Here is a 24,035-nt window from a genome sequence, read left to right as displayed (position 1 = left end):
CTGAGTAAAAAAGGATTCATAGATGAGCCTAAACTTTCTAGAATTTGAAAAGCCTATCGCTGAACTAGAAGCAAAAATTGAAGCTTTACGTGATGTATCTCGCCATGGTGGCGACGCAGCGGTCGATCTAGACAAAGAAATTGAACAACTAGAGAAAAAAAGCTTAGAGCTTAAAAAGAAAATCTTTAGTGACCTTGGTGCATGGCAAGTAGCGCAACTCGCTCGTCATCCACAGCGTCCTTACACGCTTGACTATTTAGAGCATGCCTTTACCGAGTTTGAAGAACTGGCAGGTGATCGTGCGTTTGCTGATGATAAAGCGATTGTTGGTGGTATGGCTCGTTTAGACGGCCGTCCAGTGATGGTTATTGGTCACCAGAAAGGTCGTGAGACCAAAGAAAAAGTGATCCGCAACTTTGGTATGCCAAAGCCTGAAGGTTACCGTAAAGCATTACGCTTAATGGAAATGGCAGAGCGTTTTAACATGCCAATTATCACTTTCATTGATACCGCTGGAGCCTACCCAGGTGTTGGTGCTGAAGAGCGTGGTCAATCAGAAGCTATTGCTAAAAACTTAAAAGTTATGGCAGGTCTAACTGTGCCTGTTATTTGTAACGTTGTTGGTGAAGGTGGTTCTGGTGGTGCATTGGCGATCGGTGTCGGCGATTACGTTAACATGCTGCAATACTCGACGTATTCCGTGATCTCTCCTGAAGGTTGTGCTTCAATTCTATGGCGCGATTCAGATAAAGCGCCACAAGCTGCTGAAGCGATGGGGCTTGTTGCTCCTCGCCTTAAAGAGCTTGAGTTGATTGATGATATTATCGATGAACCACTAGGTGGCGCACATCGTGACCCAATCCAAATGGCTGCGAATATGAAAGCAACATTGGTTAAACAACTGGCTGAATTAGAGCAATTTGATCAAGATACGCTGCTTGAACGTCGCTACCAACGATTAATGAGCTACGGTTACTGTTAATCGCTCGTAAGACATATTGATATTGGAAAGGCTAGATGGTTATCTAGCCTTTTTTTGTGGATGCAGTTTCACCATCTATCTTATATTGATTATCCACTTGTCGCAGGCTAGGATACTTTCGTCTATTTGATACGGATTGTTGTTAGTCATCCTGATTCTGTTCAATAGCACGGATTATCCATACTCTTGGCACTCTACTTAGGCTCTCTATGTGTTCATCTATGTTCGACACTTTTACTCAATCAATTAATCAATATCGCCAACCGGAATCCAAAATTATTCTAGGGTTAAGCGGCGGAATGGACTCTAGGGTTATGCTGGATTTATTGGCTCAATTTCAACGAGACAATCGAGATGTTGAGTGCTTGGCAGTCCATGTTCATCATGGTTTGAGTGAACATGCTGATGAGTGGGCAAAAAAGTGTGTAACGTGGTGTGGTGATAACAATATTCCAGTTGTGGTCGAAAAAGTACAACTTGATCTGAATGATGGCGACAGTATTGAGAAGCAAGCGAGAGATGCTCGTTATGCGGTACTGAGTACGCATATGTCAAAGCATGACCTTCTGCTTACCGGTCAGCATGCCGATGATCAACTTGAAACCTTTCTGCTAGCTTTAAAGCGAGGAAGTGGGCCGAGAGGACTGTCCTGTATGGCTGAGTCGATGCCATTTAGCCAAGGACAATTATTACGCCCTCTGTTACAAGTTCCACGTTCGGTGATTGAATCGTACATTCGAACCAAGGAGCTTGATTGGGTAGAAGATGAAAGCAATCAAGACACTCGTTATGATCGCAATTTCATTCGCCATCAAATTGCTCCGAGTTTACTTCAGCGTTGGCCTGAATTAAGGGCGACGGTTCATCGTAGTGCTCAACTGTGTGCGGAGCAAGAGTCATTACTGGATGAATTACTGGTAGACCGGTACTCAAGTCTTGTCGATGAGTTCATGGGTTTAGATATCAAGCAGCTTGGTAAACAGAGTGATCGTGTTCGTTCCCGATTGATTCGCATGTGGTTTGAAAATATGCAGCAGGTGATGCCTAGTCGTCACCACCTTGAACTGATTTGGAAACAAGTCGCCAATGCCCAGCAAGATGCTAACCCTATACTAAACTTACCTCACGGGCAGGTTCGTCGTTATCAGAATAAGCTTTTCTTTGTTGAGCATGTTCAAGATGTGAGTGATTGGCAGCATGCTCTTGAACTTGATAAGTCGTTGTTTTTACCAGATGGGTTAGGTGAAGTGTCCTTAATTGCATCTCGTTCGACTCAGTTGAATGATCGTGAAAGTTTAACTGAGCCACCGAATTTATCGTTTGAGAAAACGGTAGGCATTACAATGCAATTCACCCTACCAAAAGGGCAGGAATCTAGCTGTTATGTGCACTTCGCTCCGGAAGGGTTGATTGCTCACCCTGAGGGAAGAGGGCATAGCCGGAAATTGAAAAAACTGTTTCAAGAATATGGTGTGCCGAGTTGGCAGCGTAGGCGGATCCCTATTTTGATGTTGGATGATCAGGTTGTCGCCGTACTCGGCCTATTTGTGGATAAACACTTTTCTGGTCAAGATTGTGAACTCGTCTGGGACAAGTAGGTTAATTTCATGCCACAATTGTATATATATTCATATAAATAATAACAAAGATAGGTAAAGCAATGAAAAAAGTCGTGATTGGATTGATGTTAGGTCTTGGCCTTTTAAGTAGCAATGTTATGGCTGGTGATATCGCAGCAGGTAAGACAAAAGCCGCTATTTGCGCAGCTTGTCACGGCCCAGATGGCGTTGCTATGATCCCTGGTTACCCGAATCTTAAAGGTCAGAATGAGCAGTATATTGTATCGTCACTAAATGCATATAAAGCAAAACAGCGTAATGGTGGCCTTGCGGTTGTCATGCAGGCTCAAGCAGCAATGCTGAATGATGCTGATATTGCTAACTTAGCGGCGTACTACGCAAGTCTTAAGTAATTCAATTACCAAGGTTTTCATGAATAAGAATCTAAGCCAGAGCTTGTTAGCTCTGGCTTTTTTTAGATTGAATGTTTTGTATAGCTATCCGATAATAGCGAAATTAATAAAGTTAAGGGATGAACATGAAAAAGATTGAAGCCATCATTAAGCCGTTTAAATTGGACGATGTACGTGAAGCTCTAGCGGATGTAGGGATCACGGGAATGACAGTATCTGAAGTGAAGGGTTTTGGCCGTCAGAAAGGGCATACAGAACTTTATCGTGGTGCTGAATACATGGTTGATTTTTTACCTAAGGTAAAACTGGAAATTGTGGTCACTGACGATGTCGCTGATCAATGTGTTGATACCATTATTGAAACGGCACAAACGGGTAAAATAGGTGATGGTAAAATATTCATCACTGAAGTTGAACGCGTGGTTCGAATTCGAACTGGTGAAGAAGACGAAGAAGCCGTCTAAGAATATCAAAAGGAGCCGTAAGGCTCCTTTTTTGATTGCACAAATTTCCCCTATAACGGTGTTAGCGCCTCTGTTTTAAAGTGGTAGAAGCACGCTCTCAGCCTTATTTGATGAGACCTCGAAGCGAACCGTGTTGAGTCGATATTATTTTAAATAGGATAGGTAATGAAAAAAGTACTGGTGAGTGTTTTGTTTCTCGTAACCTTGGTTTTTCTTGGGTTTTCTATGCTTTTTTCTGTACCGCCGACACCAGAAGTGATCTCCTCTGCTGCTGGTTCAAATCAAAAGTCATTACAGTGTTTTGATAATCCATCACCAGAAGCTATTGACCAAAATGGCGAGCTAAATGTATTAGTTTGGAATATCTACAAACAGCAACGTTCCAATTGGCGTGAAGAGTTGGAATCGCTAAGTGAGTATCGCCAACTGATGTTGTTGCAAGAAGCGAGCATGACAGATGAGTTAAAAGGTTGGATTGCGGAACAGTCTTGGGGAAGTAATCAAGTCAATGCATTTGAAGTTTTTAATGTGGGTGCCGGGGTATTAAACCTAGCGACAAACCTACCAATTCAGGCGTGTGCTTATACGGACCTTGAGCCTTGGTTGCGATTACCTAAATCGGCATTGAGAGCTTATTATCAACTCTCTGATGGTAGTACTTTAGGTGTGATTAACGTGCATGCAGTGAATTTTACTTTTGGAACACAAGAGTACCAGCAGCAGTTGAACAAACTCGAAAAATCCATTCGAGATCATAAAGGACCATTGATTGTCGCTGGAGATTTCAATAGTTGGAGTGATGCTCGCGTTCAAGCCATGAAGGATTCATTGAGAGAGCTCGGGGTACAGGAAGTGCATTTTAATCCGGATAATCGAACTCAGTTTGTAACGGGGCTCACTTTGGATCATATCTTTTATCGAGGGTTAGAGCTAAAAAACGCAAAAGCGCCCATGACGGACGCTTCGGATCATAACCCTTTGCTGGTTAACTTTAAATTAGTGGAAGCAGACTAACCAAGCAGAGACATGATAAGAATGTAGAACGCCCAGATCACGTAGTAACCAACCCAAGGAAGGGCGGAAATGACGAGCGCTTGCCCACGCTCAAATTCAGTCCAAGTCAATACCGCGGCATAACCAAGAACAATATACCAAGGCATAAGCAGTGGCAGTGAGCTCGCAAACTGTGACCATTCATGAGTTAATGGCAGTTTAAGTAAACCATTCAGGCTATTTAAATCCGCTGCATAAATCATGACTTGGCCATGCTTCAGTAACAAACTCACGTAGCTTGCAAAGTCACCAATTACTGCTGGGAACATGATCACAGACGCAGCTGCAAACCAACGCCAAAAACTGTGCTTATGCTGGCTAGGTTTAGTGGCTAAATTAAACCAGAAAGCGAGCATGAGAATCGACATAGTACGGCCTGCGACATCACTGATGATCTCACTTGCAAGTAAAGTATTACTGTCTAACAGTTTTAACTGTGCAGGATTCACAATTGCCAGTTGAGTTGAAAGTGCAGCACTTAACCATTCAAAATTGACGTTTGCAAAGTATGCGCCCCAAAATAAAAACGGACTTAGAATCAGGATAATATAAGGTTGCCAGCCCCAAGCGCCTCGTTGATACAAAGCGAGGAAGCAAGACGTTGGCGATCGAAAAATATCGATCAACATGATTAAAGGGTTACTTGAAGGGGTCATACACTTACCTTGGTTACATCAACATATAATTTGAGTTTTTGACCTGGTTGTAGATATTTTTTGCCAACCAGCCCATTCCATTTCGCAATGTCGTTACTTTTTACTTTGAATTTACTTGCGATGCCACTTAACGTATCACCAGAACGCACGCTATAAAAAACGGTGCGAATAATGGCTCCCTCGCTGCCGTTTTTCCAGATGACAAGCTCTTGACCAATACGAAGCGTATCTCTAGGGCCCATGCCATTCCACTTTGCTAGCGATTGGTGTGACACTTTATTTGCACGTGCAATTGTCCATAAACTGTCACCCGATTTAACTTTGTGGGTAAGCTTGTACTTACCGCGAGACGTTGCCTGAGTTTTCGCTAAGCGGTTAGAAGCACTAAGCGCATAGGCTTTATCGTCTTTGGTTGAGGTTGGGATCATCAGAAACTTACCAACACGAATGCTATTGTTGCTCATGCCGTTGGCTGAACGAATAACCTTGGTGGTGGTATTGTATTTTTTTGCTAGAACACTGAGGCTATCGCCTGATTTGATTTTATACCTAACTAATTTCATTCCCTTACCGCGGTTCGCAGCAACCTGTTGATTGAAATTGGCAACATTCTCTATGGGTAGTAAAAACTGATATGGTCCATCCGGCGCAGTTGCCCACTGGTTATAGGCTGGGTTATAGCTTTGTAACTCTTTTACACTCATGCCTGCGTATTTAGCGGCAATGGCCAGGTCAAGCTGTTCATTTGGATCTACGAGCTGTAGCACTGGAGTGTTAGATATTGCAGGAAGTTTCAAACCGTATTTATCTTTGTTTGCGATAACATCTGCTAGCGCAAGCAATTTAGGTACATATCCACTGGTCTCTTTAGGAAGATCTAAAGAGAAGAAATCAATCGGTTTTCCCGCTTTTCTATTTTTTCGAATGGCACTTGATACTCGACCACCGCCACTGTTATAAGCGGCAATCGCATGGTTCCAATTACCATCAAAGCGCTTATTTAAATAGGTTAGATAATCAAGAGCGGCATCGGTAGCGGCATCGACATCGCGGCGGCCATCATACCAAAAGTTCTGTTTTAAGCCGTACATCTTCCCAGTGCCGGGAACAAATTGCCACAATCCGGCAGCACTGCCGTGAGAATACGCAAAAGCATCAAATGAACTCTCAACAACAGGAAGCAGGGCTAACTCAAGGGGGAGTCCTCTTGCTTCGATTTTTTCAGTGATGAGATATAGAAAAGGAGTCGCACGTTGAGAAACGGTTTTCAAATGATTTGGGTGTTTTAAGTACCAAGTTCGGTAGTAGTCGACACTTTTATGATTTGGAACATCAAGCTCAAGCTGCATCGCGATACGTTGCCAAACATCGTCTTGGCTTTGTGGTGTCGCTTTTACAGGAGTGGAGGTTAATTCTGTAGTTAGCGTTGGCTGTTGCGTCGCTGAGCTATCAGTATCCATGGCAGATGCATTTTGTTGTGTTTGAGTTGCCTCATCAACGACATTTGATTCATCTTGAGATGTATTGTTATTCGACTGAGTTAATTGGCAACCCGATAGTAGTAATGCCAAAACCCAGCTGTACTTAGCTCGCATTGATACAGCCTTTTTAATTTACGGCTGCTGATAATACTTGTCACTTCATACCAGTGACAAGTATCAAATCGTTAAAATTCGTTTTTCCACTCACGTAATGCAGTAAAAATTGACAGAGGATCGGTTTGTTGAGTTCTGGTTGATACTGATTTCATAATGCTTGGCTGTGTGTAGCGCAAGAATGGATTGATCCACTTTTCTTGGCGTAACGTCGTAGGAATGGTGGAGAGGTTTTGTGCTCTTAAGCGGTTGACCTGCTCTCTATATTGATGAAGTAGATCGTTGTCTGGTTCTACCGCTAATGCAAATGCGAGGTTACTGGCGGTATATTCATGCGCACAGTAAATTTCAGTCTCTTGCGGAAGTGAGAGAATTTTATTGAGTGAATCAAACATCTGTTGTGGTGTGCCTTCAAATATACGACCACAACCTGCCGAGAACAGAACGTCCCCACAGAAGAGTTTTCCATCACCCACATAGCCAATGTGACCTTTAGTATGCCCTGGTAGGCCAAGCACTAAGAATACTTCGCCAAATAGCTCCAACTGATCGCCATCTTCCATTGGGTGGGTAAGGGTAGGAATGGGTTCATGTTTAGGCCCAACAACATCAATGCTTGGGTACTGTCTAACGAGCTCGGGCACTCCTCCAATATGATCATTGTGATGGTGAGTGATAATAATGGCATCGAGAGTGAGATCGTGCTCTTTTATGTAGGCTAAAACCGGTTTTGAGTCACCAGGATCGACAACAGCGCAACGTCGATCGCTATTTTGAATTAGCCAGATGTAATTGTCATTAAATGCGGGTATGCTTTTGATATGTAACATTGTCGATTCTCCAGCCTCTAAATGTGAGACAGGTTATTAATGAAGCCAGCACGTAGCCCGAAAAAGCTTGAAAAGCCCTATTCATGGTCGGAAATAAAAAACGGCCAGTGGGTATGTGAATCTATCCAAACTCGGCTTGATGAGTGGTGCCCTAAACTATTTGGCTATCATATGCTAAAACTTGGCGGGCTGAGTTGTGAGCTTGCCAGTTGCACCTGTAATATTCAACATCAAGTTAACTTAGATTTGAAAAATCCGCTGCACAATGTGATAGCGGATGCGAATCACCTTCCTTTTTTGGAAAAAAGCTTTGATACAGTAGTGCTCGCGCATCAGTTAGATTACGCCAACGATCCACATCGAATATTACGCGAAGTTGATCGGGTAATGATGGATGACGGGTATTTGATCATCACTGGCTATAACCCTTTTAGTTTTACCGGGCTGGCAAGCTTGTTTCCATGGCGGAAGAATAATTTTCCGTGGAGTGGTCGAATGTACACGCCGAATCGAATCAAAGATTGGTTGGGTGTGCTTAATTATCAAGTGGTGCATTGTGATACCTATGCGCTGTTTCCGATGCAAAGATATCAAACGATGTGGACTTGGCTTGAGAATAGCTTGGGTGATTGGGCATCCCCGATGGGCAGCATGTACTTTATCGTCGCCAGAAAAAGAACCTACCCACTCAAACCGCTTAAACCTCATTGGAAGCTTAAGCGTCGTTTATCGCCATTAGGGGTAAATTATAGCGTGGGTAAAGATAAGCCATAGACTTAACTGGTCGGTTGGTAGCCGACATCCTCTTCCGTTGGCGCTTCGGCCGCGGCTCTGGCGATATCATCACAAATTTCGTTTTCACGATGGCCTGCATGACCTTTTACCCATTTCCATTCAACTTGGTGCCTTGCTGTTTCTGTACCAAGTGCTTTCCAGAGATCTGAATTTTTTACAGGTTTTTTGTCTGATGTCATCCAGTTGCGTTTTTTCCAATTATGGATCCACTGAGTGATCCCCTGTCTTACATATTGGCTATCCGTAGTAAGTACAACTTGGCAGGGCTCTTTTAACGTTTGCAACGCCACCACTGCGGCAAGCATTTCCATGCGATTGTTGGTGGTTAAGGTATACCCTTTGGAGAGCGTTTTTTCGGTCTGTTTATAACGCAATACGATCCCATATCCACCGGGTCCAGGATTACCTAAACAGGAACCATCTGTGAAAATTTCAACTTGTTTAGCCATGATTTGATACTATTAGCAGAAGCACATAATTCACATAGTCTGACATACATATCATTATGAATACCAGTAACAATTCTGAACAGAAACGTATCATCGTATTAGATACGGAAACCACAGGTATGAATACCGAAGGTGGTCCACATTACCTTGGTCACCGCATTATCGAGATTGGCGCGGTGGAGATCATTAACCGTAAATTGACCGGTCGTCATTTTCATGTGTATGTGAAAGCCGATCGAGAGATCCAAGCGGAAGCGGTTGAAGTTCACGGCATCACCGATGAATTCTTGATCGATAAGCCCTTTTATCAAGATGTGCATGAAGAGTTCCTTGAGTTTATTAAAGGTGCTGAGCTGGTGGCCCATAACGCTCCCTTCGATACGGGCTTTATGGATTACGAGTTTGAAAAACTTGATCCTGCAATAGGTAAGACGGCTGACTACTGCAAAGTGACAGATACGTTAGCCATGGCGAAGAAGATCTTCCCGGGCAAGCGTAATAACCTTGATATTCTTTGTGATCGATACGGCATAGATAACTCTCACCGAACCCTCCACGGCGCATTGCTCGATGCGGAGATATTGGCTGATGTTTACCTGTTGATGACGGGTGGTCAAACGACGTTACAGTTTAACGCAGGCCAGCAAGGTGGTGTCGACGTCATAAAACGAGCGGATTCTGGACGGAAAGCATTAAAGGTTTTACATGCAACGGCCGATGAACTAGATGCACATCAGTCCCGTTTAGATATCGTTGAAGAGAACGGAAGTTGCCTCTGGCGCATTTAGGAGAATATATGTTGAGGATTTTTGCTACTTTCAGTTTGTTATTGGTCACTTTGAGCGCATGGGCGACACCTGAATCCTCAATGTCGCTACTCGATAATCGATTTCGAGTTGATCCAACGATCGAGCAGATAACATTTGTCATTTATAGAGCTAAAGATTCTCAACCTGTTGTGTTAGTGCGCCCTGATGGTAAAAAATATTACTCATGGCGATCGCCTGATAGCGTCCGTTGGTATCAAGAATCATCGATGGATATTATCTCTATTGATAAACCTATGGCGGGCCCGTGGCAGGCGGTAGGGCAAGTGTCACCCAAGAATAATATTAAATTATTGTCACACCTCACTTTGGGGACAGACCGATTTCCAAATCGCCTGTATAAAACTGAATTCTTAAAGTTTACCGCTCAGCTCAAAACAGGTGATAAACCATTGGTGCTACGTGACTTCTTAGATCGCGTGAAACTAAAGGTGACGTTTACTAAGTTTGTTGAGAATGAAGATGAGTTGGTGAAAGAGGCTCGTCCAATCCCCATTGTGGTTGGTGAATTTCTTGATGACGGTAAACAGTTAGATGAAAAAGCGGGCGATGGTGTGTTTACGGTAGGCTTACCGATAGAAGTTGAGCCAGGTAAATACCGGGTTCGAGTCACGTCAGGTAACGGTGTCTTTTTAAGAGCTCAAGAGAGTACGGTATTAGTGTACCCTTCACCGATTTCCACCACGTTTATTCAGTCTAGAAAAGAGGGTGTGGACCATAATATTGTGATCTCAGGAGAGCAAGGGATGATTGCTCCGGGAACGATCGCGGCTCATATTGAACAGCTGACACCGACTGATCTTATCAACTATGTTGAAGGCCAAGCGGAGAAAGAGGCGTTTAAAGTCTCATTGATGCTAGAGAACCACCTTGAACTAGGAAAGTACTCTTGGAATGGGCGCATATTCGCGACAGACGCCGCCACACAGCGCGGCTTGGTTTTTCCAATAAGTGAGCAGACTTATAGTGTCGTAAAAGATGTTGATATAGAAGAGTCGAGGCGTCTTCAAGAAGAGGCGCTTGCCGCGCAGAAAAAGATAGAAATGGAGCAGCAGATGCTTGCAGCCCGTGAAGCGGCAAGGCAGAAAAGTATGATGGTTATTGCGATAGGGAATGTCGTGGTGATCATTCTAGGACTATTAGTGTGGTTCGTGATTGGCAAGATCAGAGCGAAAAAGGCGGCATTACCAGAGATGCAACTTGCTGCTCCAAAGAAATAAGTAAATCGCGGAATTAAGAAGGGACCTCTATTTAATAGAAGTCCCTTTTTGTTACTCACATCTTATATTTAAAGCGTTGTCCCAATTCTACGCATCAATATTCTACGCATCAATTAAGCGACATTATCCATGCTTGGGATTTGGGGCTTTGCCGCGAGCTCTTCCGGCTCAAACTCATCAACATTGATTGTGTACAAACGATGGATTTCAGCCTGTCTCAGAAGTGAGGCTTCCTGTTCGTTGATCAAACCTCGCTCTAAACCTATGTCGGCAATCAGATCAAGACGTAAGAATGGTCGACGTTCGTTTATCGCTTTACATACTTTCGTAAACACCGGCTCTGCTTCTAAAATAATCTCAAGTGCCAGTTCAATTCTTCCTACAGGGTTATTCTCCGTTGGTTCCAAGTATTGTCCACGACCGATACGTGAGCGTGACGCTGACGGTGTTTGTAGGATCTGTGCAACTTGGCTATCCAACTTATCATTTGGCGCTGAACGAACGCGTCCATATGGAAGTAGAATAAAGCGTAAACAACCACCAATCACTCGGTTCGGGAAGTTAGCTAAGAAGTCATCAATGGCTTTTTCTGTTTGTTTTAAGCTGTCTTGTAGGCCCCAATGTACAAGTGGCAAATCTTCGACCTGACGTCCATCATCTTCAAAGCGCTTTAACGTTGCTGAGCTTAAATATAGCTGACTTAGAATATCGCCTAAACGAGCAGATAAACGCTCTTTACGCTTGAGTGAACCCCCAAGTACAACCATTGACACATCTGAAAGTAAAGCAAGATTTGCACTGTAACGATTCAGTTGTTGGTAGTATCGCTTAGTTGCATCAGAGGTTGGTGAGTGTGAGCCGATGCCGTCAGTCAAACCGAACCAGAAGCTACGGATCAAATTACTGATTGTGAAACAAGTGTGACCTGCAAGAGCAGCATCAAATTTTTCAACAGCATCAGAACTCTCTGAGTAAGCCGCATTCATTTCAGTGAGCACGTATGGATGGCAACGAATCGCCCCTTGACCGTAAATAATCATCGAACGGGTAAGAATGTTGGCACCTTCCACAGTGACAGCGATAGGAGCGCCTTGGTAGCTACGAGCAAGGAAGTTCGATGGGCCTAAACATATCCCTTTACCACCAGCGATATCCATTGCATCAATAACACTTCGTTGGCCACGGTGAGTACAGTGATATTTTACTATCGCTGAAATAACCGATGGTTTTTCACCGAGGTCGATCCCGGCGACGGTTAAATTACTTGCCGCATCCATTACATAGGCGTTGCCTGCAATACGCGCTAGTGGCTCTTCGATGCCTTCCATTTTGCCTATAGGCTGTTTGAATTGACGACGAATTCTCGCGTAAGCTCCAGTGGCTAGTGCTGCTGTTTTTAAACCACCTGTTGCATTTGACGGTAGCGTAATGCCTCGACCGACAGATAAGCATTCCACCAGCATTTTCCAGCCTTGGCCTGCCATCTTAGAACCGCCAATAATGAAGCTCAAAGGTACAAAAATATCATTAGCGCGAGTTGGCCCGTTGTGGAATGGCACATTAAGTGGAAAGTGTCGTGTACCAATCTCAATCCCTTTGAGATGAGTCGGTATGAGTGCACAAGTGATGCCTAGATCTTCGTTATCACCGAGTAACGCATCTGGATCGCGAAGCTTAAATGCAAGCCCAAGAACAGTCGCTACAGGTGCTAAAGTGATGTAGCGTTTATTCCACGTCAGGCGCATACCAAGAACTTCTTCGCCTTCCCATTCCCCTTTACATACCACACCAAAATCAGGGATAGAACCAGCATCAGAACCCGCTTCTGGACTCGTCAATGCAAAACATGGGATCTCTTTACCTTCTGCAAGTCGAGGTAGGTAGTAATCACATTGATCTTTAGTTCCATAGTGTTGCAGTAATTCACCAGGGCCAAGAGAGTTTGGAACACCTACGGTAGAAGATAAAACACCAGAAACCCCGGTAAGTTTTTGTAGAACTAAGGACTGCGCATAGGCTGAAAATTCTAATCCGCCATACTTCTTCTTGATGATCATAGCGAAAAATTTGTGGTCTTTTAGATATTGCCAAACTTCTGGGGAGAGGTCTGCCGACTCGTGAGTGACTTGGTAATCATTGACCATGGCACATACTTCATTAACAGGACCATCTAAAAAGGCTTGCTCTTCTTTTGAAAGCGTAGGTGGCGTTATATTGTGAAGTTTGTCCCACTGAGGTTTACCTTTAAATAGCTCTGCTTCCCACCAAACGGTACCTGCATCTAAGGCTTCTTTCTCCGTTTGTGACATAGCTGGAAGGACTGTTTTGAAGATTTTCAGAGCTTTTCGACTGATAAGGCTTTGACGAATACTAGGGACGGAGAAAACGGCGACAGATAAAGCATAAGTACACCAACCTATAAGCCCCGCATAACCAAAGGCGGTAAGTGCAAGCATGGTGGCGGTAAGTAATAACAGTGACCGAGTGAGTGATGTGCGGTGGTAGAAGCACAGTCCTAACACGACCGTAAATCCTAATATAGAGAGCAAGATATCCATAAATATGTCCTTATCAAACGCGTTTCTCGTGTGCACGTTTGTCTGTTTTAAAATCCCTGACCTAACAGGAGAGGTCTAACCAGTTATAAGTGTAAATGAAATATTAACAAAATGTAAAATATCTAACTGTATAAAAAGTGATCTAAGTAGAGTAAACGTTCTAAAATTGCGATCTTGGTGCTGATTAACTGAACAAATAGAGTGATGGAGTGGAATAAAACTTGGTTTCTTGAAGCTTAACTATCGACACTCTGAAATGTTTGTGGGTAAACTCAAAGTAATAAACGGCTCTCATTCCTAATTGAGTTAATTTGTTTGCAGTTGGTTTTTGTAAGGCATTTTTGCGCGACAAGAATGCTGCATAACAATAATGTTGCAAAATCATAAAGAGACACGCTATGTATCAAGATCTAATTAAAAATGAGCTAACAGAAGCGGCTGACGTATTAAATGCATTTTTATCTGATGACCATAATATTGCCCAAATTGAAGCGGCAGCTAAAATGATTGCTGACTCGTTTAAACAGGGTGGCAAAGTGTTATCTTGTGGTAACGGTGGCTCACACTGTGATGCTATGCATTTTGCTGAAGAACTAACCGGGCGTTATCGTGAGGATCGTCCTGGCTATCCTGGTATTGCGATTTCAGACCCAAGCCACCTTTCATGTGTAAGTAATGACTTTGGTTATAACTTTGTGTTCTCGCGTTACTTAGAAGCCGTGGGCAGTAAGGGCGATGTATTGTTTGGACTTTCCACTTCTGGAAACTCAGCAAACATTCTTAATGCGATTGATGCCGCTAAAGCGAAAGGCATGAAGAGCATTGCTTTGACGGGCAAAGATGGAGGCAAAATGGCGGGTTGTGCTGATATTGAAATTCGCGTGCCGCATTTTGGATATGCTGATCGTATCCAAGAGATCCATATCAAAATTATTCATATCATTATCCAACTCATTGAAAAAGAGATGGAATAAGCAACATACCATTGATTCAACATTGGCGCGAAAGTGAGCGCCAATGATGGTTTATATATTAGGGAGTAAGTTAAGCCATGTGTGAATTGCTTGGAATGAGCGCTAATGTTCCAACTGATATCTGTTTTAGTTTTACCGGTTTGATGCAACGTGGTGGAAATACTGGACCTCATCGTGATGGCTGGGGGATTACTTTTTATGAAGGTAAAGGTTTTCGTACCTTTAAGGATCCTAACCCGAGCTGTGAGTCTAAAATTGCTGAATTAGTTCAGAATTATCCGATCAAAAGTCGAGCTGTCATTAGCCATATCAGGCAAGCGAACCGTGGTGGCGTTAATTTAGAGAATACTCATCCTTTCACCCGTGAGCTATGGGGACGTTACTGGACTTTTGCTCATAATGGGCAGTTGACTGAGTACCAAGAGCTCAATTCAGGGCGCTTCCGTCCCGTGGGCGAAACCGATAGTGAAATGGCTTTTTGCTGGCTCGTTAAACAGTTAGAAGAGCGATACCCTGAGCCTCCACAAGATATGGAAGGCATGTTTCGCTATGTTGCTCAGTGCTGTGAGAAGCTAAAAGAGAAAGGTGTATTTAATATGTTGCTCAGTGATGGTGAATACGTCATGACATATTGTACCAATCATCTTTACTGGATCACTCGCCGAGCGCCTTTTGGTAAAGCGAGCTTGATTGATGAAGACGTTGAAATTAACTTTCAAGAAGAGACGACACCCAATGATGTTGTATCCGTCATTGCGACTCAACCTTTAACGGATAATGAACAGTGGCACCGAATGAAGCCGAATGAATTCGCGTTATTCCACTTTGGTGAACTGATCGATGGGAATGCGGAAGCGTTAGTGGATGTGGCTTATGCGCCTGCTAAAGTTGCCAGCCAAGCTCCGACTCAGTCGTTAGAGTAATTTATTGTTCGTCACACAAACATTTGTCTAAGTTCGGCTTTTCGGTCATCAACTGTGATGGCGTCAATACCGAACTTAGAACATGTTTACGGGTTTATTTCTTAAGTGGGTTACTCTTCTGCGTAGCCATGCTCACCAAGTATCTCGCCATCTAAATGCGCTTTTCCATCTATCATGGCTAATCGGCCTTCAATAAACCATTTAGTCACCAGAGGGTAAATTTGGTGCTCTTGAGTTAATACTCGCTCGGCAAGATCTTCAGCACTATCGTCAGGAAATACGGGGACTTTGGCTTGTAAAACAACAGGCCCACCATCTAACTCTTCTGTCACAAAGTGAACACTCGTTCCGTGTTCTTTATCTTGTGCGTCAATGGCGCGTTGATGAGTATGTAAGCCTGGGTATTTAGGAAGCAGGGAAGGGTGGATGTTCAGCATCTTTCCTACGTAGCGCTGGACAAACTCGCGGCTCAGAATTCGCATATACCCCGCGAGAATGATCAGATCCGGTTGGTAAGCGTCAATTTGGCACATTAACTCATGATCAAACTCTTTTCTTGAATCATGGTTGAGAGGGTCAACGAAATGCGCACTTACGCCCGATTTTTTTGCTCGCTGTAAACCATAAGCATCTTGCTTGTTGGAAAATACCGCACACACTTTTGCATCGGTGATTGAAGATTCGCAAGCATCTAATATTGCTTGTAGATTACTACCACTACCAGAAATTAAAACGACAATATTTTTCATGCTGTTGGCTCAACGTTAGAATGTCAGATAGACAATGTACTTAGAAATTATAGGGTTTTCTATAGGCTAGATAGCAGAATGAGGACTCAAGAGCCCTCATTCATTAAACTAAGTTATGATTTGAAATGAATCAATTGATCTCAACTTGTTCTTCATTTTCAGCGGCAATGGCAATCTCACCGATAACCCAAGCATTCTCACCTTCCGTTTTGAGAAGTTCCACAGCGGCATCGGCTTGATCTTTAGGTAGAGCAACCACAAGACCTACGCCACAGTTGAACGTGCGGTACATCTCAAATGTGTCCACATTGCCTTTCTCTTGTAGCCAGCTAAAAATTACAGGCCATTCCCAGCTTTTACCATCGATGACAGCTTTCGTGCCTTCAGGTAGTACGCGAGGGATATTTTCCCAAAAACCGCCGCCAGTAATGTGTGAGATAGCGTGAATATCATGTTCAGCAATCATTTTTAGTGCTGACTTAATGTAAATCTTTGTTGGCTCAAGAAGGTGTTCGCCAATTGTACGACCTTCTAGCTCTTCATTCTTATCAGCACCAGAGACTTCAAGCACTTTACGAATTAAAGAGTACCCATTGGAGTGAGGGCCGCTAGAGCCGACAGCGATAAGCGCATCACCAGCGGCAACCTTAGTGCCATCGATAATGTCTTCTTTTTCTACTACGCCAACGCAGAAGCCTGCAACGTCGTAGTCTTCGCCTTCATACATGCCTGGCATTTCAGCGGTTTCACCACCAATTAGAGCACAGCCAGCTTGGACACAACCTTCCGCGATACCAGACACAACATCAGCTGCCGTATCAACGTCCAGTTTTCCAGTTGCGTAGTAATCTAGGAAGAAAAGAGGCTCACCACCTTGAACGATAAGATCGTTCACACACATCGCCACTAGATCAATACCAATGGTGTCATGTTTTTTCATATCCAAAGCAAGGCGGAGTTTAGTTCCAACGCCATCGGTACCAGAAACTAGTACGGGTTCTTTGTATTTAGTTGGAAGTTGACAAAGGGCACCAAAGCCACCAATGCCACCCATCACTTCTGGGCGACGAGTGCGTTTTACGGCACCTTTAATACGGTCAACTAGTGCATTACCTGCATCGATATCTACGCCTGCGTCTTTGTAGCTTAAAGAAGAGTTATTACCGCTCACGGGACAGTCCTCGGTCTTAAGTTAGATGTGAAAACGGCGCTATTCTACCAGTGCTTAAACTCAAAGAGCAAACGTTTGCGCAAGTTTTTTTATTTGTCATTTCCGTTGAAACTGTTCACCTATTGATCTATCAAGGTATGAGCTCAAAAGACCGAAGTATTTTCACTCTTTTATGAAACACAGAATAAGTTATTAGCCTTTTGTAAATTCATAATTGACACAGTTTTGCTGGGGATTTTCTCTGAAACTTTGCATGGAAAGATGTATAATCTGAAGGTTTATTTAAATATTGCCTAAAAACCGGAGATGGAAATGAAAGTTGTTGAAGTAAAACACCCGCTAGTTAAGCATAAAATTGGCCTAATGCGCGAAGGTGACATTAGTACTAAGCGTTTCCGCGAGCTAGCAACTGAAGTGGGTAGCCTACTGACTTACGAAGCAACCTCAGATTTTGAGACAGAGCGTGTGACAATTGAAGGTTGGAATGGTCCTGTTGAAGTGGATCAAATTAAAGGTAAAAAAGTGACGGTTGTTCCTATTCTTCGTGCTGGTCTTGGCATGATGGATGGTGTGTTAGAGCATATGCCAAGTGCTCGTATTAGTGTTGTTGGTATCTATCGTGATGAAGAAACACTAGAACCAGTACCGTACTTCAACAAGCTAGCATCAAACATTGATGAGCGTATTGCATTAGTTGTTGATCCAATGTTAGCGACTGGCGGTTCTATGATTGCAACCTTAGATCTACTGAAAGAACAAGGCTGTAAGGTATTTAAAGTGCTAGTACTTGTCGCGGCTCCTGAAGGCATTGAAGCGCTTAAAAAAGCACACCCAGATGTAGAGCTTTACACTGCTGCAATCGATGAAAAATTGAATGATAAAGGTTACATCGTTCCTGGTTTAGGTGATGCAGGCGATAAGATCTTCGGTACTAAATAATCTCTACCTTGGTAGGATTTAAAATCGATTAGAAAATAAAAAGCCATACCGATTAAGGTATGGCTTTTTTTGTGTGCTCGATTTTTTACTTGATTGTCAGCGAAAACTAACGCTCACTCTCTTCCATTTGAGCATTATCGACAATATGGTTTTCACCCATCTCATGAGGCAAAATTAAGTTAAGTAGGATTGCGACAATGCCACATAAACTTACGCCTTGTAGGCTAAAGTCACCGACACCCAGAGCCATACCACCAATACCAAAGACTAGCGTTACAGCAACGATGACTAAGTTGCGAGACTTGTGCAGATCCACATTGTTCTTGATTAGAGTATTAAGGCCAACCGTTGCAATTGAACCGAATAGCAGAATCATAATACCACCCATAACAGGCACAGGAATGGTCTGTAATAGCGCGCCAAGTTTGCCAACAAGTGCAAGAACAATCGCGGTAATCGCCGCCCAAGTCATAATGACAGGGTTAAATGCTTTGGTTAGCATTACTGCACCAGTGACTTCACTGTAAGTTGTATTCGGTGGCGCTCCAACCATAGAGGCTGCAATTGTCGCAATTCCGTCGCCAGCAATGGTTCTGTGTAGACCTGGTTTTTTAAGGTAATTTTTACCTGTTACGTTAGAGATTGCGAGCATATCACCTACGTGTTCAACTGCTGGTGCAATTGCGACAGGGATCATGAATAAAATCGCGTTGATGTTGAATTCAGGGAACGTAAAGTTTGGCATTGAAAGCCAAGATGCTTGTGCAACAGGAGTGAAATCAACCACGCCATAGAATAGGCTTAAGACATAACCCGCCAAGATACCGCCAGCAATTGGCAGCAATCGAAGAAAGCCTTTCCCAATAGTGCTGATTGCAATAGTCGTGAACAGCGACACACTCGAAATCCATAATGCCGCGCTACCATCGATAAGTTGAATTGCGCCATCGCCACTCTTACCTAGCGCCATGTTTACCGCTGTTGGTGCAAGACCTAAACCAATCACCATAATCACTGGGCCAACCACAACTGGTGGAAGAATCTTATGAATGATCTCTACGCCTTTCACCTTGATTAAAGCACCCATCAATACATACACAACCCCAGCGGCCATTAAGCCACCCATGGTTGCGCCAATTCCCCAAGTTTGAATGCCGAACATGATTGGTGCAATAAACGCAAAAGAAGAAGCTAAGAAAATTGGGACTGTACGTTTGGTGATAAATTGAAATAAAAGTGTACCAACGCCTGCGCCAAATAGAGCAACGCTTGGATCTAACCCTGTTAATAATGGAACAAGAACTAATGCGCCGAAGGCGACAAATAGCATTTGTGCACCTTGAATTGCATTTTTCATATTTGGTATCCCTGTAAGTCTGAAAATAAAATTTGCAGGATTCTATCACTCTGCAAACGATTGCTTTAGTGTTTTGATCAAAAAAAACTGGCAAATAGCAAAAAAAGTTAATGTTTGTTGAGATAATCGACAATAAAGGTGCAAATTTTCACCTAGCGCTGAAGTTGTTGTCTTGCTCCTGCATTCATAGTTGCTTATCATCAACGCTTAAGTACTAATTTTTAGGATTACTATGCGCAACTTCGCTCTACTGTTTATGGGATTACTATCCTTGCCAACTTATGCATTGACTCAAGTGGATCTGTATCGTTCTGAAATCGTTATTAATAATGAAGAGAAGGATGCGGAAACAGTGGCTCGTGTTCAAGGCTTGCAACAAGTTATTGTAAGAGCGACAGGTTCGACGGTGGCACTTGAAAATGAAGTGGTTCGTAAAGCCCTAAGGCAGAGTGCGCAGTATTTAACTCAAATGGGGTATGGCGAACTTGATCAGCAACAAACGCTAAAAATGTCATTTAATGGTCCACAATTACGCGCATTATTAACTCAGGCTCAGTTGCCTTATTGGCCAGAGAGTCGTGCCAATATTTTGGTGTGGTTGGTAGAAGAGCAAAATTATGACCGAATCATTAGCTGGGAGCATTCACCTTCTGCATTGATTACGTCTATACGAGAACAAGCGGATGCTCGTGGCCTACCTATTACTGTTCCTGTTGGGGATTTTGATGATATTACTGGTATCGCGGTTTCTGACCTGTGGGGCGGTTTTGTTTCACCAATCAGTTTAGCCAGCCAACGTTATCCTGTTGATGCGGTCTTAGTACTGCGCGCTCAAGGGAATTCATTGCGCTGGACTCTGTATGACCAGCAACCTGAAGCGATCTCTTCTTCTCCTCGTTCACCTGTCTTTGGTCAGGAAAACGGTTCAGTATCTGAAATTAGTGCTCAGTTGATTGATCAGGTGAGTCAGTACTACGCGACAAAAAGTGCTGTGAATGTTGCAAGTGAATCTTCTGAATCTGTTTTAGCGCAATTCATCAATATTAAGAGTGCGGTCAGTTTCTTTCATCTAGAGAACCAATTGAAGTCTTTAAACTCAGTAGCTTCTATCGATATCCTTAAGATTCAAGGCGATGAAGTGACATTTCGTGTTCACCTATTAACATCGAAAAGTGAATTTCAGCAAGAGATGACTAACATTAAGCAAGTTGCGGCATTTACGTCAGAGTCTGACGTGGTGGAGACTGCGCCTGTTCTAACTCAGGAAACGACGGATCAAAGCACTAGCCTTGCGCAAGAAACGCTTCCTCAAACCGCGGTTGTTGAACCAGCAGTAGTAGCCACTAATGACAACGAAGCCTTTATAGCTGATCAAGTTAGCTTAACCGAAGATGTTCAGCCAAGTGAGCCTGTTATCGTATTCGAATGGATAGATAGATAGTGTTATCCCACTCTCTTCTGCTATGAATAAGAGATGGTCATGAAAAGAGCCCGCTAGCGATGTTAGCGGGCTCTTTTTTTATCGATGTCTCTATATTTGAGTCAATCTGCGAGTTTTTACTAGTCAGTGGGCTTTAACTTATGAGAGTTAGTCCTGGTTAAATTTCGCTTTTTCTTGCTTTTCTACTTCAGAAAGACGGTTTAGCTTTAAGCCCATCTCCTTGCCTCTTGCGCGAGCAAATAGAATATTCCCAGCAAAACATAGCATGGTGAGTACTAATTCGATCAGCGCTAGCCATCGCTCACCGCCATCAACATATAAGATGGTTAAAGCATGCAGGAAATACAGCATGAGAATGAAATTTGCCCATGCGTGGGTGTAAGCTTTTCCAGCCAGAATGCCAGGAAGAGGAAGTAGCAGCGGAATACTCCACGCAATGGCTAGAGTTGTGTTCGACAGACCTGGATGCGGGGAAATGAAGAGCTGCCACAATGCGACCCAAGCAAGTAGAAAGAGGTTACTAAATAGAGCTAAATACCGATATTGTCGTGTTCTGGATGACATCTCCGACATTATACAATCTCCTTTTGTTTGCGAGCGACGTTAGCTAGGCGTTTTCCAAGGTATTGGGCGAGTTCTATCTCTTCTTTCGTTAATGACGAGTTACTGGAGACAGAACTCGCACCATAAGGGGTACCACCGCTTTGAGTCGTGTGTAGAGATGGCTCAGAGTAGGGGATCCCCAAAATCAGCATACCATGATGCAGCAAAGGTAATAGCATGCTTTGCTGAGTCGTTTCTTGCCCACCATGCATCGAGGATGAGGACGTAAAAACGCATGCTGGTTTATCGATGAGATCGCCGCTGATCCATAGTGGTGTTGTGCTGTCCCAAAAGTGTTTCATTGAGCCCGCCATGTTTCCGAACCAAACTGGGCTGCCCAATGCTAAGCCATCGCATTGACGAAGTTCATCAAGGGAGGCTATCGGGTCATTGGCTTGTTGCACATCATCGCTAAGATCGGCCACTGTGCGTAGAACGGCTTCGCAATCGGGAACCGATTCAACGCCTCGTGCGATTTGTCTCGCGAGCGATAACGTGCTGCCGTGGCGGCTATAGTATAAAACGAGAATTTTAATATTCATTTTTAGTAAATCTTAAATAATCTCAAGGACTTGTTCTGGTGGGCGTCCGATTTTTGCTTGGTTATTCGCAACCACGACTGGACGTTCAAATAGCTTTGGATTTTTCACCATGGATTCAAACAGATCGTCATCGGATAGAGATTCATCACCTAGGTTTAACTCTTTATATAGCGCCTCTTTTGTACGCATCATTTCACGAACCGATGCAAAGCCGAGTTGTGAATAGAGTGTTTTTAAATCATCAATGGTAAATGACGTTTCTAAATATTTTACCACTTCAGGTTGAATGCCTTGCTCTTCTAATAGAGCGAGTGTTTGACGGCTTTTTGAGCATTTGGGGTTGTGGTAAATGACGACTGGCATGTTTTTCTCCTAGTTTTATTATTATCGTACTTATTCATAACAGCTTAGTCATTGAATAAGTGCATGTTATTTGTATAAATTATTTATTTTACAATGCAATGAAGCGATCTCGCTGAATCATCAACTGATCAATTCGTGCATCGTACCTTGCTTGTTTTAAACTGCCTAATTCTGCCAGTTGACTCGCTTGACTATAATATTGAATCGCCTTATTCCAATTAGCTTTGAGTGCCAGTATTTCCGCGCGTGCCGCAAGATCTTCATCGCTACTGCCAATTCGAATATTCGCCTCTGAAAGTAAGCCCCATCCGTTGACGTCATCTGGGTTGTCATGGGTGTAGCGTTGTAAAATTCGGATGGCCTCTTGGTATTGCTCTTTCTTTAAAAGTGCATTCGCAAGATTAATTGTGAGCACTGAATTACTTGGTTTTGCTTTCAGTGACTTTTCTAATAAGGTGATTGCTTTTTCTGGTTGTTTTTGTGCGATGTAAAGATCGGACACGGCATCAAGATAGAAATTATTTTCTGGATCACTTTTGAGCAGCTTAAGTAAAATAGGCTCGGCTAAATCTAGCTTTTTGGTATCTAGGTAGACCAGCGCTTTGCCATATTCAAATGATGGGTTCAGCTCACTTGGTGCCTTTTTGGCTGTTCGTTCAAACCAGTCTAGAGCTGAGTCATTTTCAATACCCGCATATCTCGCCACAATACGAGCACGAGTTAAATGATAATCAAGAGAAGGGAGCACGCGCATTGAAGGGTAGCTTTGTGCGCGCGCTCTGCTGTCTGTGATTCTATCTTCTGGTAATGGGTGAGTAAGCAACATTGGCGGCGGTTTACTTGCGTATCGGTATTCATCAGCCAATCGACCAAAGAATCGTGGCATTGCTTTGGCCTCGAAGCCTGCCTTTGCTAGGGTATTAATCCCAAAGCGATCGGCTTCTTTCTCATTGCTACGAGTATAATTAATGGTGCCTTGCATTGAACCTGCCGTTGTTGCCGTCAATGCGGCGATTCCAGCTTCTGGTGCTGCGATTGCTAATAAAAGCGAGCCTGCGAGCGCTGCAATAGTGGCTGGTGAACGTCGGGCTTGGTCTTCCATACTTCTGGCTAAATGACGTTGAGTTACGTGAGCAATTTCGTGTGCTACGACAGAAGCTAGCTCGCTTTCACTGCGAGCATGTAGAAATAGCCCAGAGTGCAATGCGACGTGGCCACCAAAAAATGCGAAAGCGTTAATATTACGATCTCGAATCATGAAAAATTTAAATGGTGTTTTAACATCATTTGCGTTTGCGACAAGACGATGCCCTAAGCTATCTATGTACTCATTTAAAACGGGATCATTGATGATGGGTTGGCTGCTTCTTAGCATTCGCATGTAAGCATCCCCATAAATGATCTCTTGATCTATCGTTAACGTACCACTAGCGGCTGTCCCAATATCGGGCAAGTTAGCATTACTCGCTAAATTTGAATTAGCATAGCTAGGCAGTGGCGAACCTAAAGCGGTGGCCACACAGAGGCAAACAAGTGAGCGAGTGCGTGTAAACATATTAGTCAGTGGTACTC

At 43.4% G+C, this 24,035-nt stretch carries 23 protein-coding genes and 1 pseudogene; 12 read left to right on the top strand and 12 right to left on the bottom strand.

Annotation, left to right across the window (positions count from 1 at the left end):
- Positions 1 to 22: 22 nt before the first annotated feature.
- From accA to FCV43_RS13380, 5 genes are all read left to right on the top strand, one after another.
- On the top strand, positions 23 to 982 hold the full coding sequence (gene accA, locus FCV43_RS13400) for an acetyl-CoA carboxylase carboxyl transferase subunit alpha (RefSeq protein WP_017053969.1): 960 nt from the start codon (positions 23 to 25) through the stop codon (positions 980 to 982).
- Positions 983 to 1,203: 221 nt separating this feature from the next.
- Positions 1,204 to 2,580, top strand: coding sequence for a tRNA lysidine(34) synthetase TilS (gene tilS, locus FCV43_RS13395; protein WP_136995474.1), 1,377 nt, complete (start codon positions 1,204 to 1,206; stop codon positions 2,578 to 2,580).
- Between the two features lie 62 nt (positions 2,581 to 2,642).
- Entirely contained in the window at positions 2,643 to 2,954 is a 312-nt protein-coding gene (locus FCV43_RS13390) for a c-type cytochrome (protein WP_017053967.1), read from the top strand.
- Positions 2,955 to 3,079: 125 nt separating this feature from the next.
- Entirely contained in the window at positions 3,080 to 3,418 is a 339-nt protein-coding gene (gene glnB, locus FCV43_RS13385) for a nitrogen regulatory protein P-II (RefSeq protein ID WP_017053966.1), read from the top strand.
- A gap of 165 nt (positions 3,419 to 3,583) precedes the next feature.
- Positions 3,584 to 4,432 carry an endonuclease/exonuclease/phosphatase family protein gene (locus FCV43_RS13380; protein WP_136995473.1) on the top strand — a complete coding sequence of 283 codons (849 nt, stop codon included), beginning with the start codon at positions 3,584 to 3,586 and terminating at the stop codon, positions 4,430 to 4,432.
- Here FCV43_RS13380 and FCV43_RS13375 read toward each other — a convergent pair.
- From FCV43_RS13375 to gloB, 3 genes and pseudogenes are all read right to left on the bottom strand, one after another.
- Positions 4,429 to 5,127: a YIP1 family protein gene (locus FCV43_RS13375; protein WP_136995472.1), complete on the bottom strand. Its 699-nt coding sequence runs from the start codon at positions 5,125 to 5,127 to the stop codon at positions 4,429 to 4,431. The two genes, FCV43_RS13380 and FCV43_RS13375, sit on opposite strands and share 4 nt — an antisense overlap.
- Positions 5,124 to 6,533: pseudogene (locus FCV43_RS13370) on the bottom strand (LysM peptidoglycan-binding domain-containing protein); the annotation flags it as partial. The pseudogene FCV43_RS13370 and the gene FCV43_RS13375, both read right to left, overlap by 4 nt.
- A gap of 260 nt (positions 6,534 to 6,793) precedes the next feature.
- Positions 6,794 to 7,552, bottom strand: coding sequence for a hydroxyacylglutathione hydrolase (gene gloB, locus FCV43_RS13365; protein WP_017053962.1), 759 nt, complete (start codon positions 7,550 to 7,552; stop codon positions 6,794 to 6,796).
- Positions 7,553 to 7,591: 39 nt separating this feature from the next.
- On the opposite strand from gloB, the gene FCV43_RS13360 reads away from it, so the two are divergent.
- Positions 7,592 to 8,326 carry a class I SAM-dependent methyltransferase gene (locus FCV43_RS13360; protein WP_017053961.1) on the top strand — a complete coding sequence of 245 codons (735 nt, stop codon included), beginning with the start codon at positions 7,592 to 7,594 and terminating at the stop codon, positions 8,324 to 8,326.
- 2 nt (positions 8,327 to 8,328) lie between these two features.
- Here FCV43_RS13360 and rnhA read toward each other — a convergent pair whose 3' ends face one another.
- Complete coding sequence (gene rnhA / locus FCV43_RS13355; RefSeq protein ID WP_136995470.1) at positions 8,329 to 8,796, bottom strand: ribonuclease HI; 468 nt, start codon at positions 8,794 to 8,796, stop codon at positions 8,329 to 8,331.
- Between the two features lie 56 nt (positions 8,797 to 8,852).
- Between rnhA and dnaQ the strand changes: the two genes are divergently transcribed.
- Together dnaQ and FCV43_RS13345 are read left to right on the top strand one after the other, a co-directional pair.
- Positions 8,853 to 9,584, top strand: a complete 732-nt coding sequence (gene dnaQ, locus FCV43_RS13350; RefSeq protein ID WP_017054254.1) for a DNA polymerase III subunit epsilon — start codon at positions 8,853 to 8,855, stop codon at positions 9,582 to 9,584.
- Positions 9,585 to 9,592: 8 nt separating this feature from the next.
- On the top strand, positions 9,593 to 10,843 hold the full coding sequence (locus tag FCV43_RS13345) for a TIGR03503 family protein (protein WP_017054253.1): 1,251 nt from the start codon (positions 9,593 to 9,595) through the stop codon (positions 10,841 to 10,843).
- A 113-nt stretch (positions 10,844 to 10,956) separates the two neighbouring features.
- Here FCV43_RS13345 and fadE read toward each other — a convergent pair whose 3' ends face one another.
- The gene (fadE, locus tag FCV43_RS13340; protein WP_136995469.1) at positions 10,957 to 13,401 is read right to left on the bottom strand and encodes an acyl-CoA dehydrogenase FadE; all 2,445 of its coding nucleotides are present in this window, start codon (positions 13,399 to 13,401) and stop codon (positions 10,957 to 10,959) included.
- A 398-nt stretch (positions 13,402 to 13,799) separates the two neighbouring features.
- Between fadE and lpcA the strand changes: the two genes are divergently transcribed.
- Together lpcA and FCV43_RS13330 are read left to right on the top strand one after the other, a co-directional pair.
- Positions 13,800 to 14,375: a D-sedoheptulose 7-phosphate isomerase gene (gene lpcA, locus FCV43_RS13335; protein ID WP_113799024.1), complete on the top strand. Its 576-nt coding sequence runs from the start codon at positions 13,800 to 13,802 to the stop codon at positions 14,373 to 14,375.
- A gap of 77 nt (positions 14,376 to 14,452) precedes the next feature.
- A complete protein-coding gene (locus tag FCV43_RS13330; RefSeq protein WP_136995468.1) occupies positions 14,453 to 15,298 on the top strand; it encodes a class II glutamine amidotransferase in 846 nt (281 codons plus the stop codon).
- 110 nt (positions 15,299 to 15,408) lie between these two features.
- Here FCV43_RS13330 and purN read toward each other — a convergent pair whose 3' ends face one another.
- Together purN and purM are read right to left on the bottom strand one after the other, a co-directional pair.
- Positions 15,409 to 16,047 (bottom strand): phosphoribosylglycinamide formyltransferase, encoded by a 639-nt coding sequence (gene purN, locus FCV43_RS13325; protein WP_136995467.1) that lies wholly within the window; start codon positions 16,045 to 16,047, stop codon positions 15,409 to 15,411.
- A 130-nt stretch (positions 16,048 to 16,177) separates the two neighbouring features.
- Positions 16,178 to 17,218, bottom strand: coding sequence for a phosphoribosylformylglycinamidine cyclo-ligase (purM, locus tag FCV43_RS13320; RefSeq protein WP_136995466.1), 1,041 nt, complete (start codon positions 17,216 to 17,218; stop codon positions 16,178 to 16,180).
- A 312-nt stretch (positions 17,219 to 17,530) separates the two neighbouring features.
- Between purM and upp the strand changes: the two genes are divergently transcribed.
- Positions 17,531 to 18,157 carry a uracil phosphoribosyltransferase gene (gene upp / locus FCV43_RS13315; RefSeq protein WP_017054245.1) on the top strand — a complete coding sequence of 209 codons (627 nt, stop codon included), beginning with the start codon at positions 17,531 to 17,533 and terminating at the stop codon, positions 18,155 to 18,157.
- 106 nt (positions 18,158 to 18,263) lie between these two features.
- On the opposite strand, the gene FCV43_RS13310 is transcribed toward upp, so the two are convergent.
- A complete protein-coding gene (locus FCV43_RS13310; RefSeq protein WP_113799021.1) occupies positions 18,264 to 19,514 on the bottom strand; it encodes a uracil-xanthine permease family protein in 1,251 nt (416 codons plus the stop codon).
- A gap of 232 nt (positions 19,515 to 19,746) precedes the next feature.
- Between FCV43_RS13310 and FCV43_RS13305 the strand changes: the two genes are divergently transcribed.
- Positions 19,747 to 20,955, top strand: coding sequence for a DUF2066 domain-containing protein (locus tag FCV43_RS13305; RefSeq protein ID WP_136995465.1), 1,209 nt, complete (start codon positions 19,747 to 19,749; stop codon positions 20,953 to 20,955).
- Positions 20,956 to 21,102: 147 nt separating this feature from the next.
- Here FCV43_RS13305 and FCV43_RS13300 read toward each other — a convergent pair whose 3' ends face one another.
- The 4 genes from FCV43_RS13300 to FCV43_RS13285 form a co-directional block, all read right to left on the bottom strand.
- Entirely contained in the window at positions 21,103 to 21,528 is a 426-nt protein-coding gene (locus FCV43_RS13300) for a DUF2069 domain-containing protein (protein ID WP_017054242.1), read from the bottom strand.
- Positions 21,528 to 22,100, bottom strand: a complete 573-nt coding sequence (gene wrbA / locus FCV43_RS13295; RefSeq protein WP_136995464.1) for an NAD(P)H:quinone oxidoreductase — start codon at positions 22,098 to 22,100, stop codon at positions 21,528 to 21,530. Before wrbA ends, FCV43_RS13300 begins: the two co-directional genes overlap by 1 nt.
- Positions 22,101 to 22,112: 12 nt before the next feature.
- A complete protein-coding gene (arsC, locus tag FCV43_RS13290; protein WP_017054240.1) occupies positions 22,113 to 22,463 on the bottom strand; it encodes an arsenate reductase (glutaredoxin) in 351 nt (116 codons plus the stop codon).
- Between the two features lie 88 nt (positions 22,464 to 22,551).
- Positions 22,552 to 24,018: a beta-barrel assembly-enhancing protease gene (locus tag FCV43_RS13285; RefSeq protein ID WP_136995588.1), complete on the bottom strand. Its 1,467-nt coding sequence runs from the start codon at positions 24,016 to 24,018 to the stop codon at positions 22,552 to 22,554.
- Positions 24,019 to 24,035: the final 17 nt, after the last annotated feature.

The organism is Vibrio genomosp. F6 (genome assembly GCF_005146325.1).
In the GTDB taxonomy this organism is placed as follows: domain Bacteria; phylum Pseudomonadota; class Gammaproteobacteria; order Enterobacterales; family Vibrionaceae; genus Vibrio; species Vibrio cortegadensis.
This window is presented reverse-complemented; position numbering and strand designations above follow the sequence as displayed.

What these genes read in the sequence shown, in the direction of transcription:
- accA (WP_017053969.1), top strand. Translation starts at nt 23, where the DNA reads ATGAGCCTAAACTTTCTAGAATTTGAAAAGCCTATCGCTGAACTAGAA.
- tilS (WP_136995474.1), top strand. Translation starts at nt 1,204, where the DNA reads ATGTTCGACACTTTTACTCAATCAATTAATCAATATCGCCAACCGGAA.
- FCV43_RS13390 (WP_017053967.1), top strand. Translation starts at nt 2,643, where the DNA reads ATGAAAAAAGTCGTGATTGGATTGATGTTAGGTCTTGGCCTTTTAAGT.
- glnB (WP_017053966.1), top strand. Translation starts at nt 3,080, where the DNA reads ATGAAAAAGATTGAAGCCATCATTAAGCCGTTTAAATTGGACGATGTA.
- FCV43_RS13380 (WP_136995473.1), top strand. Translation starts at nt 3,584, where the DNA reads ATGAAAAAAGTACTGGTGAGTGTTTTGTTTCTCGTAACCTTGGTTTTT.
- FCV43_RS13375 (WP_136995472.1), bottom strand. Translation starts at nt 5,127, where the DNA reads ATGACCCCTTCAAGTAACCCTTTAATCATGTTGATCGATATTTTTCGA.
- gloB (WP_017053962.1), bottom strand. Translation starts at nt 7,552, where the DNA reads ATGTTACATATCAAAAGCATACCCGCATTTAATGACAATTACATCTGG.
- FCV43_RS13360 (WP_017053961.1), top strand. Translation starts at nt 7,592, where the DNA reads ATGAAGCCAGCACGTAGCCCGAAAAAGCTTGAAAAGCCCTATTCATGG.
- rnhA (WP_136995470.1), bottom strand. Translation starts at nt 8,796, where the DNA reads ATGGCTAAACAAGTTGAAATTTTCACAGATGGTTCCTGTTTAGGTAAT.
- dnaQ (WP_017054254.1), top strand. Translation starts at nt 8,853, where the DNA reads ATGAATACCAGTAACAATTCTGAACAGAAACGTATCATCGTATTAGAT.
- FCV43_RS13345 (WP_017054253.1), top strand. Translation starts at nt 9,593, where the DNA reads ATGTTGAGGATTTTTGCTACTTTCAGTTTGTTATTGGTCACTTTGAGC.
- fadE (WP_136995469.1), bottom strand. Translation starts at nt 13,401, where the DNA reads ATGGATATCTTGCTCTCTATATTAGGATTTACGGTCGTGTTAGGACTG.
- lpcA (WP_113799024.1), top strand. Translation starts at nt 13,800, where the DNA reads ATGTATCAAGATCTAATTAAAAATGAGCTAACAGAAGCGGCTGACGTA.
- FCV43_RS13330 (WP_136995468.1), top strand. Translation starts at nt 14,453, where the DNA reads ATGTGTGAATTGCTTGGAATGAGCGCTAATGTTCCAACTGATATCTGT.
- purN (WP_136995467.1), bottom strand. Translation starts at nt 16,047, where the DNA reads ATGAAAAATATTGTCGTTTTAATTTCTGGTAGTGGTAGTAATCTACAA.
- upp (WP_017054245.1), top strand. Translation starts at nt 17,531, where the DNA reads ATGAAAGTTGTTGAAGTAAAACACCCGCTAGTTAAGCATAAAATTGGC.
- FCV43_RS13310 (WP_113799021.1), bottom strand. Translation starts at nt 19,514, where the DNA reads ATGAAAAATGCAATTCAAGGTGCACAAATGCTATTTGTCGCCTTCGGC.
- FCV43_RS13305 (WP_136995465.1), top strand. Translation starts at nt 19,747, where the DNA reads ATGCGCAACTTCGCTCTACTGTTTATGGGATTACTATCCTTGCCAACT.
- FCV43_RS13300 (WP_017054242.1), bottom strand. Translation starts at nt 21,528, where the DNA reads ATGTCGGAGATGTCATCCAGAACACGACAATATCGGTATTTAGCTCTA.
- wrbA (WP_136995464.1), bottom strand. Translation starts at nt 22,100, where the DNA reads ATGAATATTAAAATTCTCGTTTTATACTATAGCCGCCACGGCAGCACG.
- arsC (WP_017054240.1), bottom strand. Translation starts at nt 22,463, where the DNA reads ATGCCAGTCGTCATTTACCACAACCCCAAATGCTCAAAAAGCCGTCAA.
- FCV43_RS13285 (WP_136995588.1), bottom strand. Translation starts at nt 24,018, where the DNA reads ATGTTTACACGCACTCGCTCACTTGTTTGCCTCTGTGTGGCCACCGCT.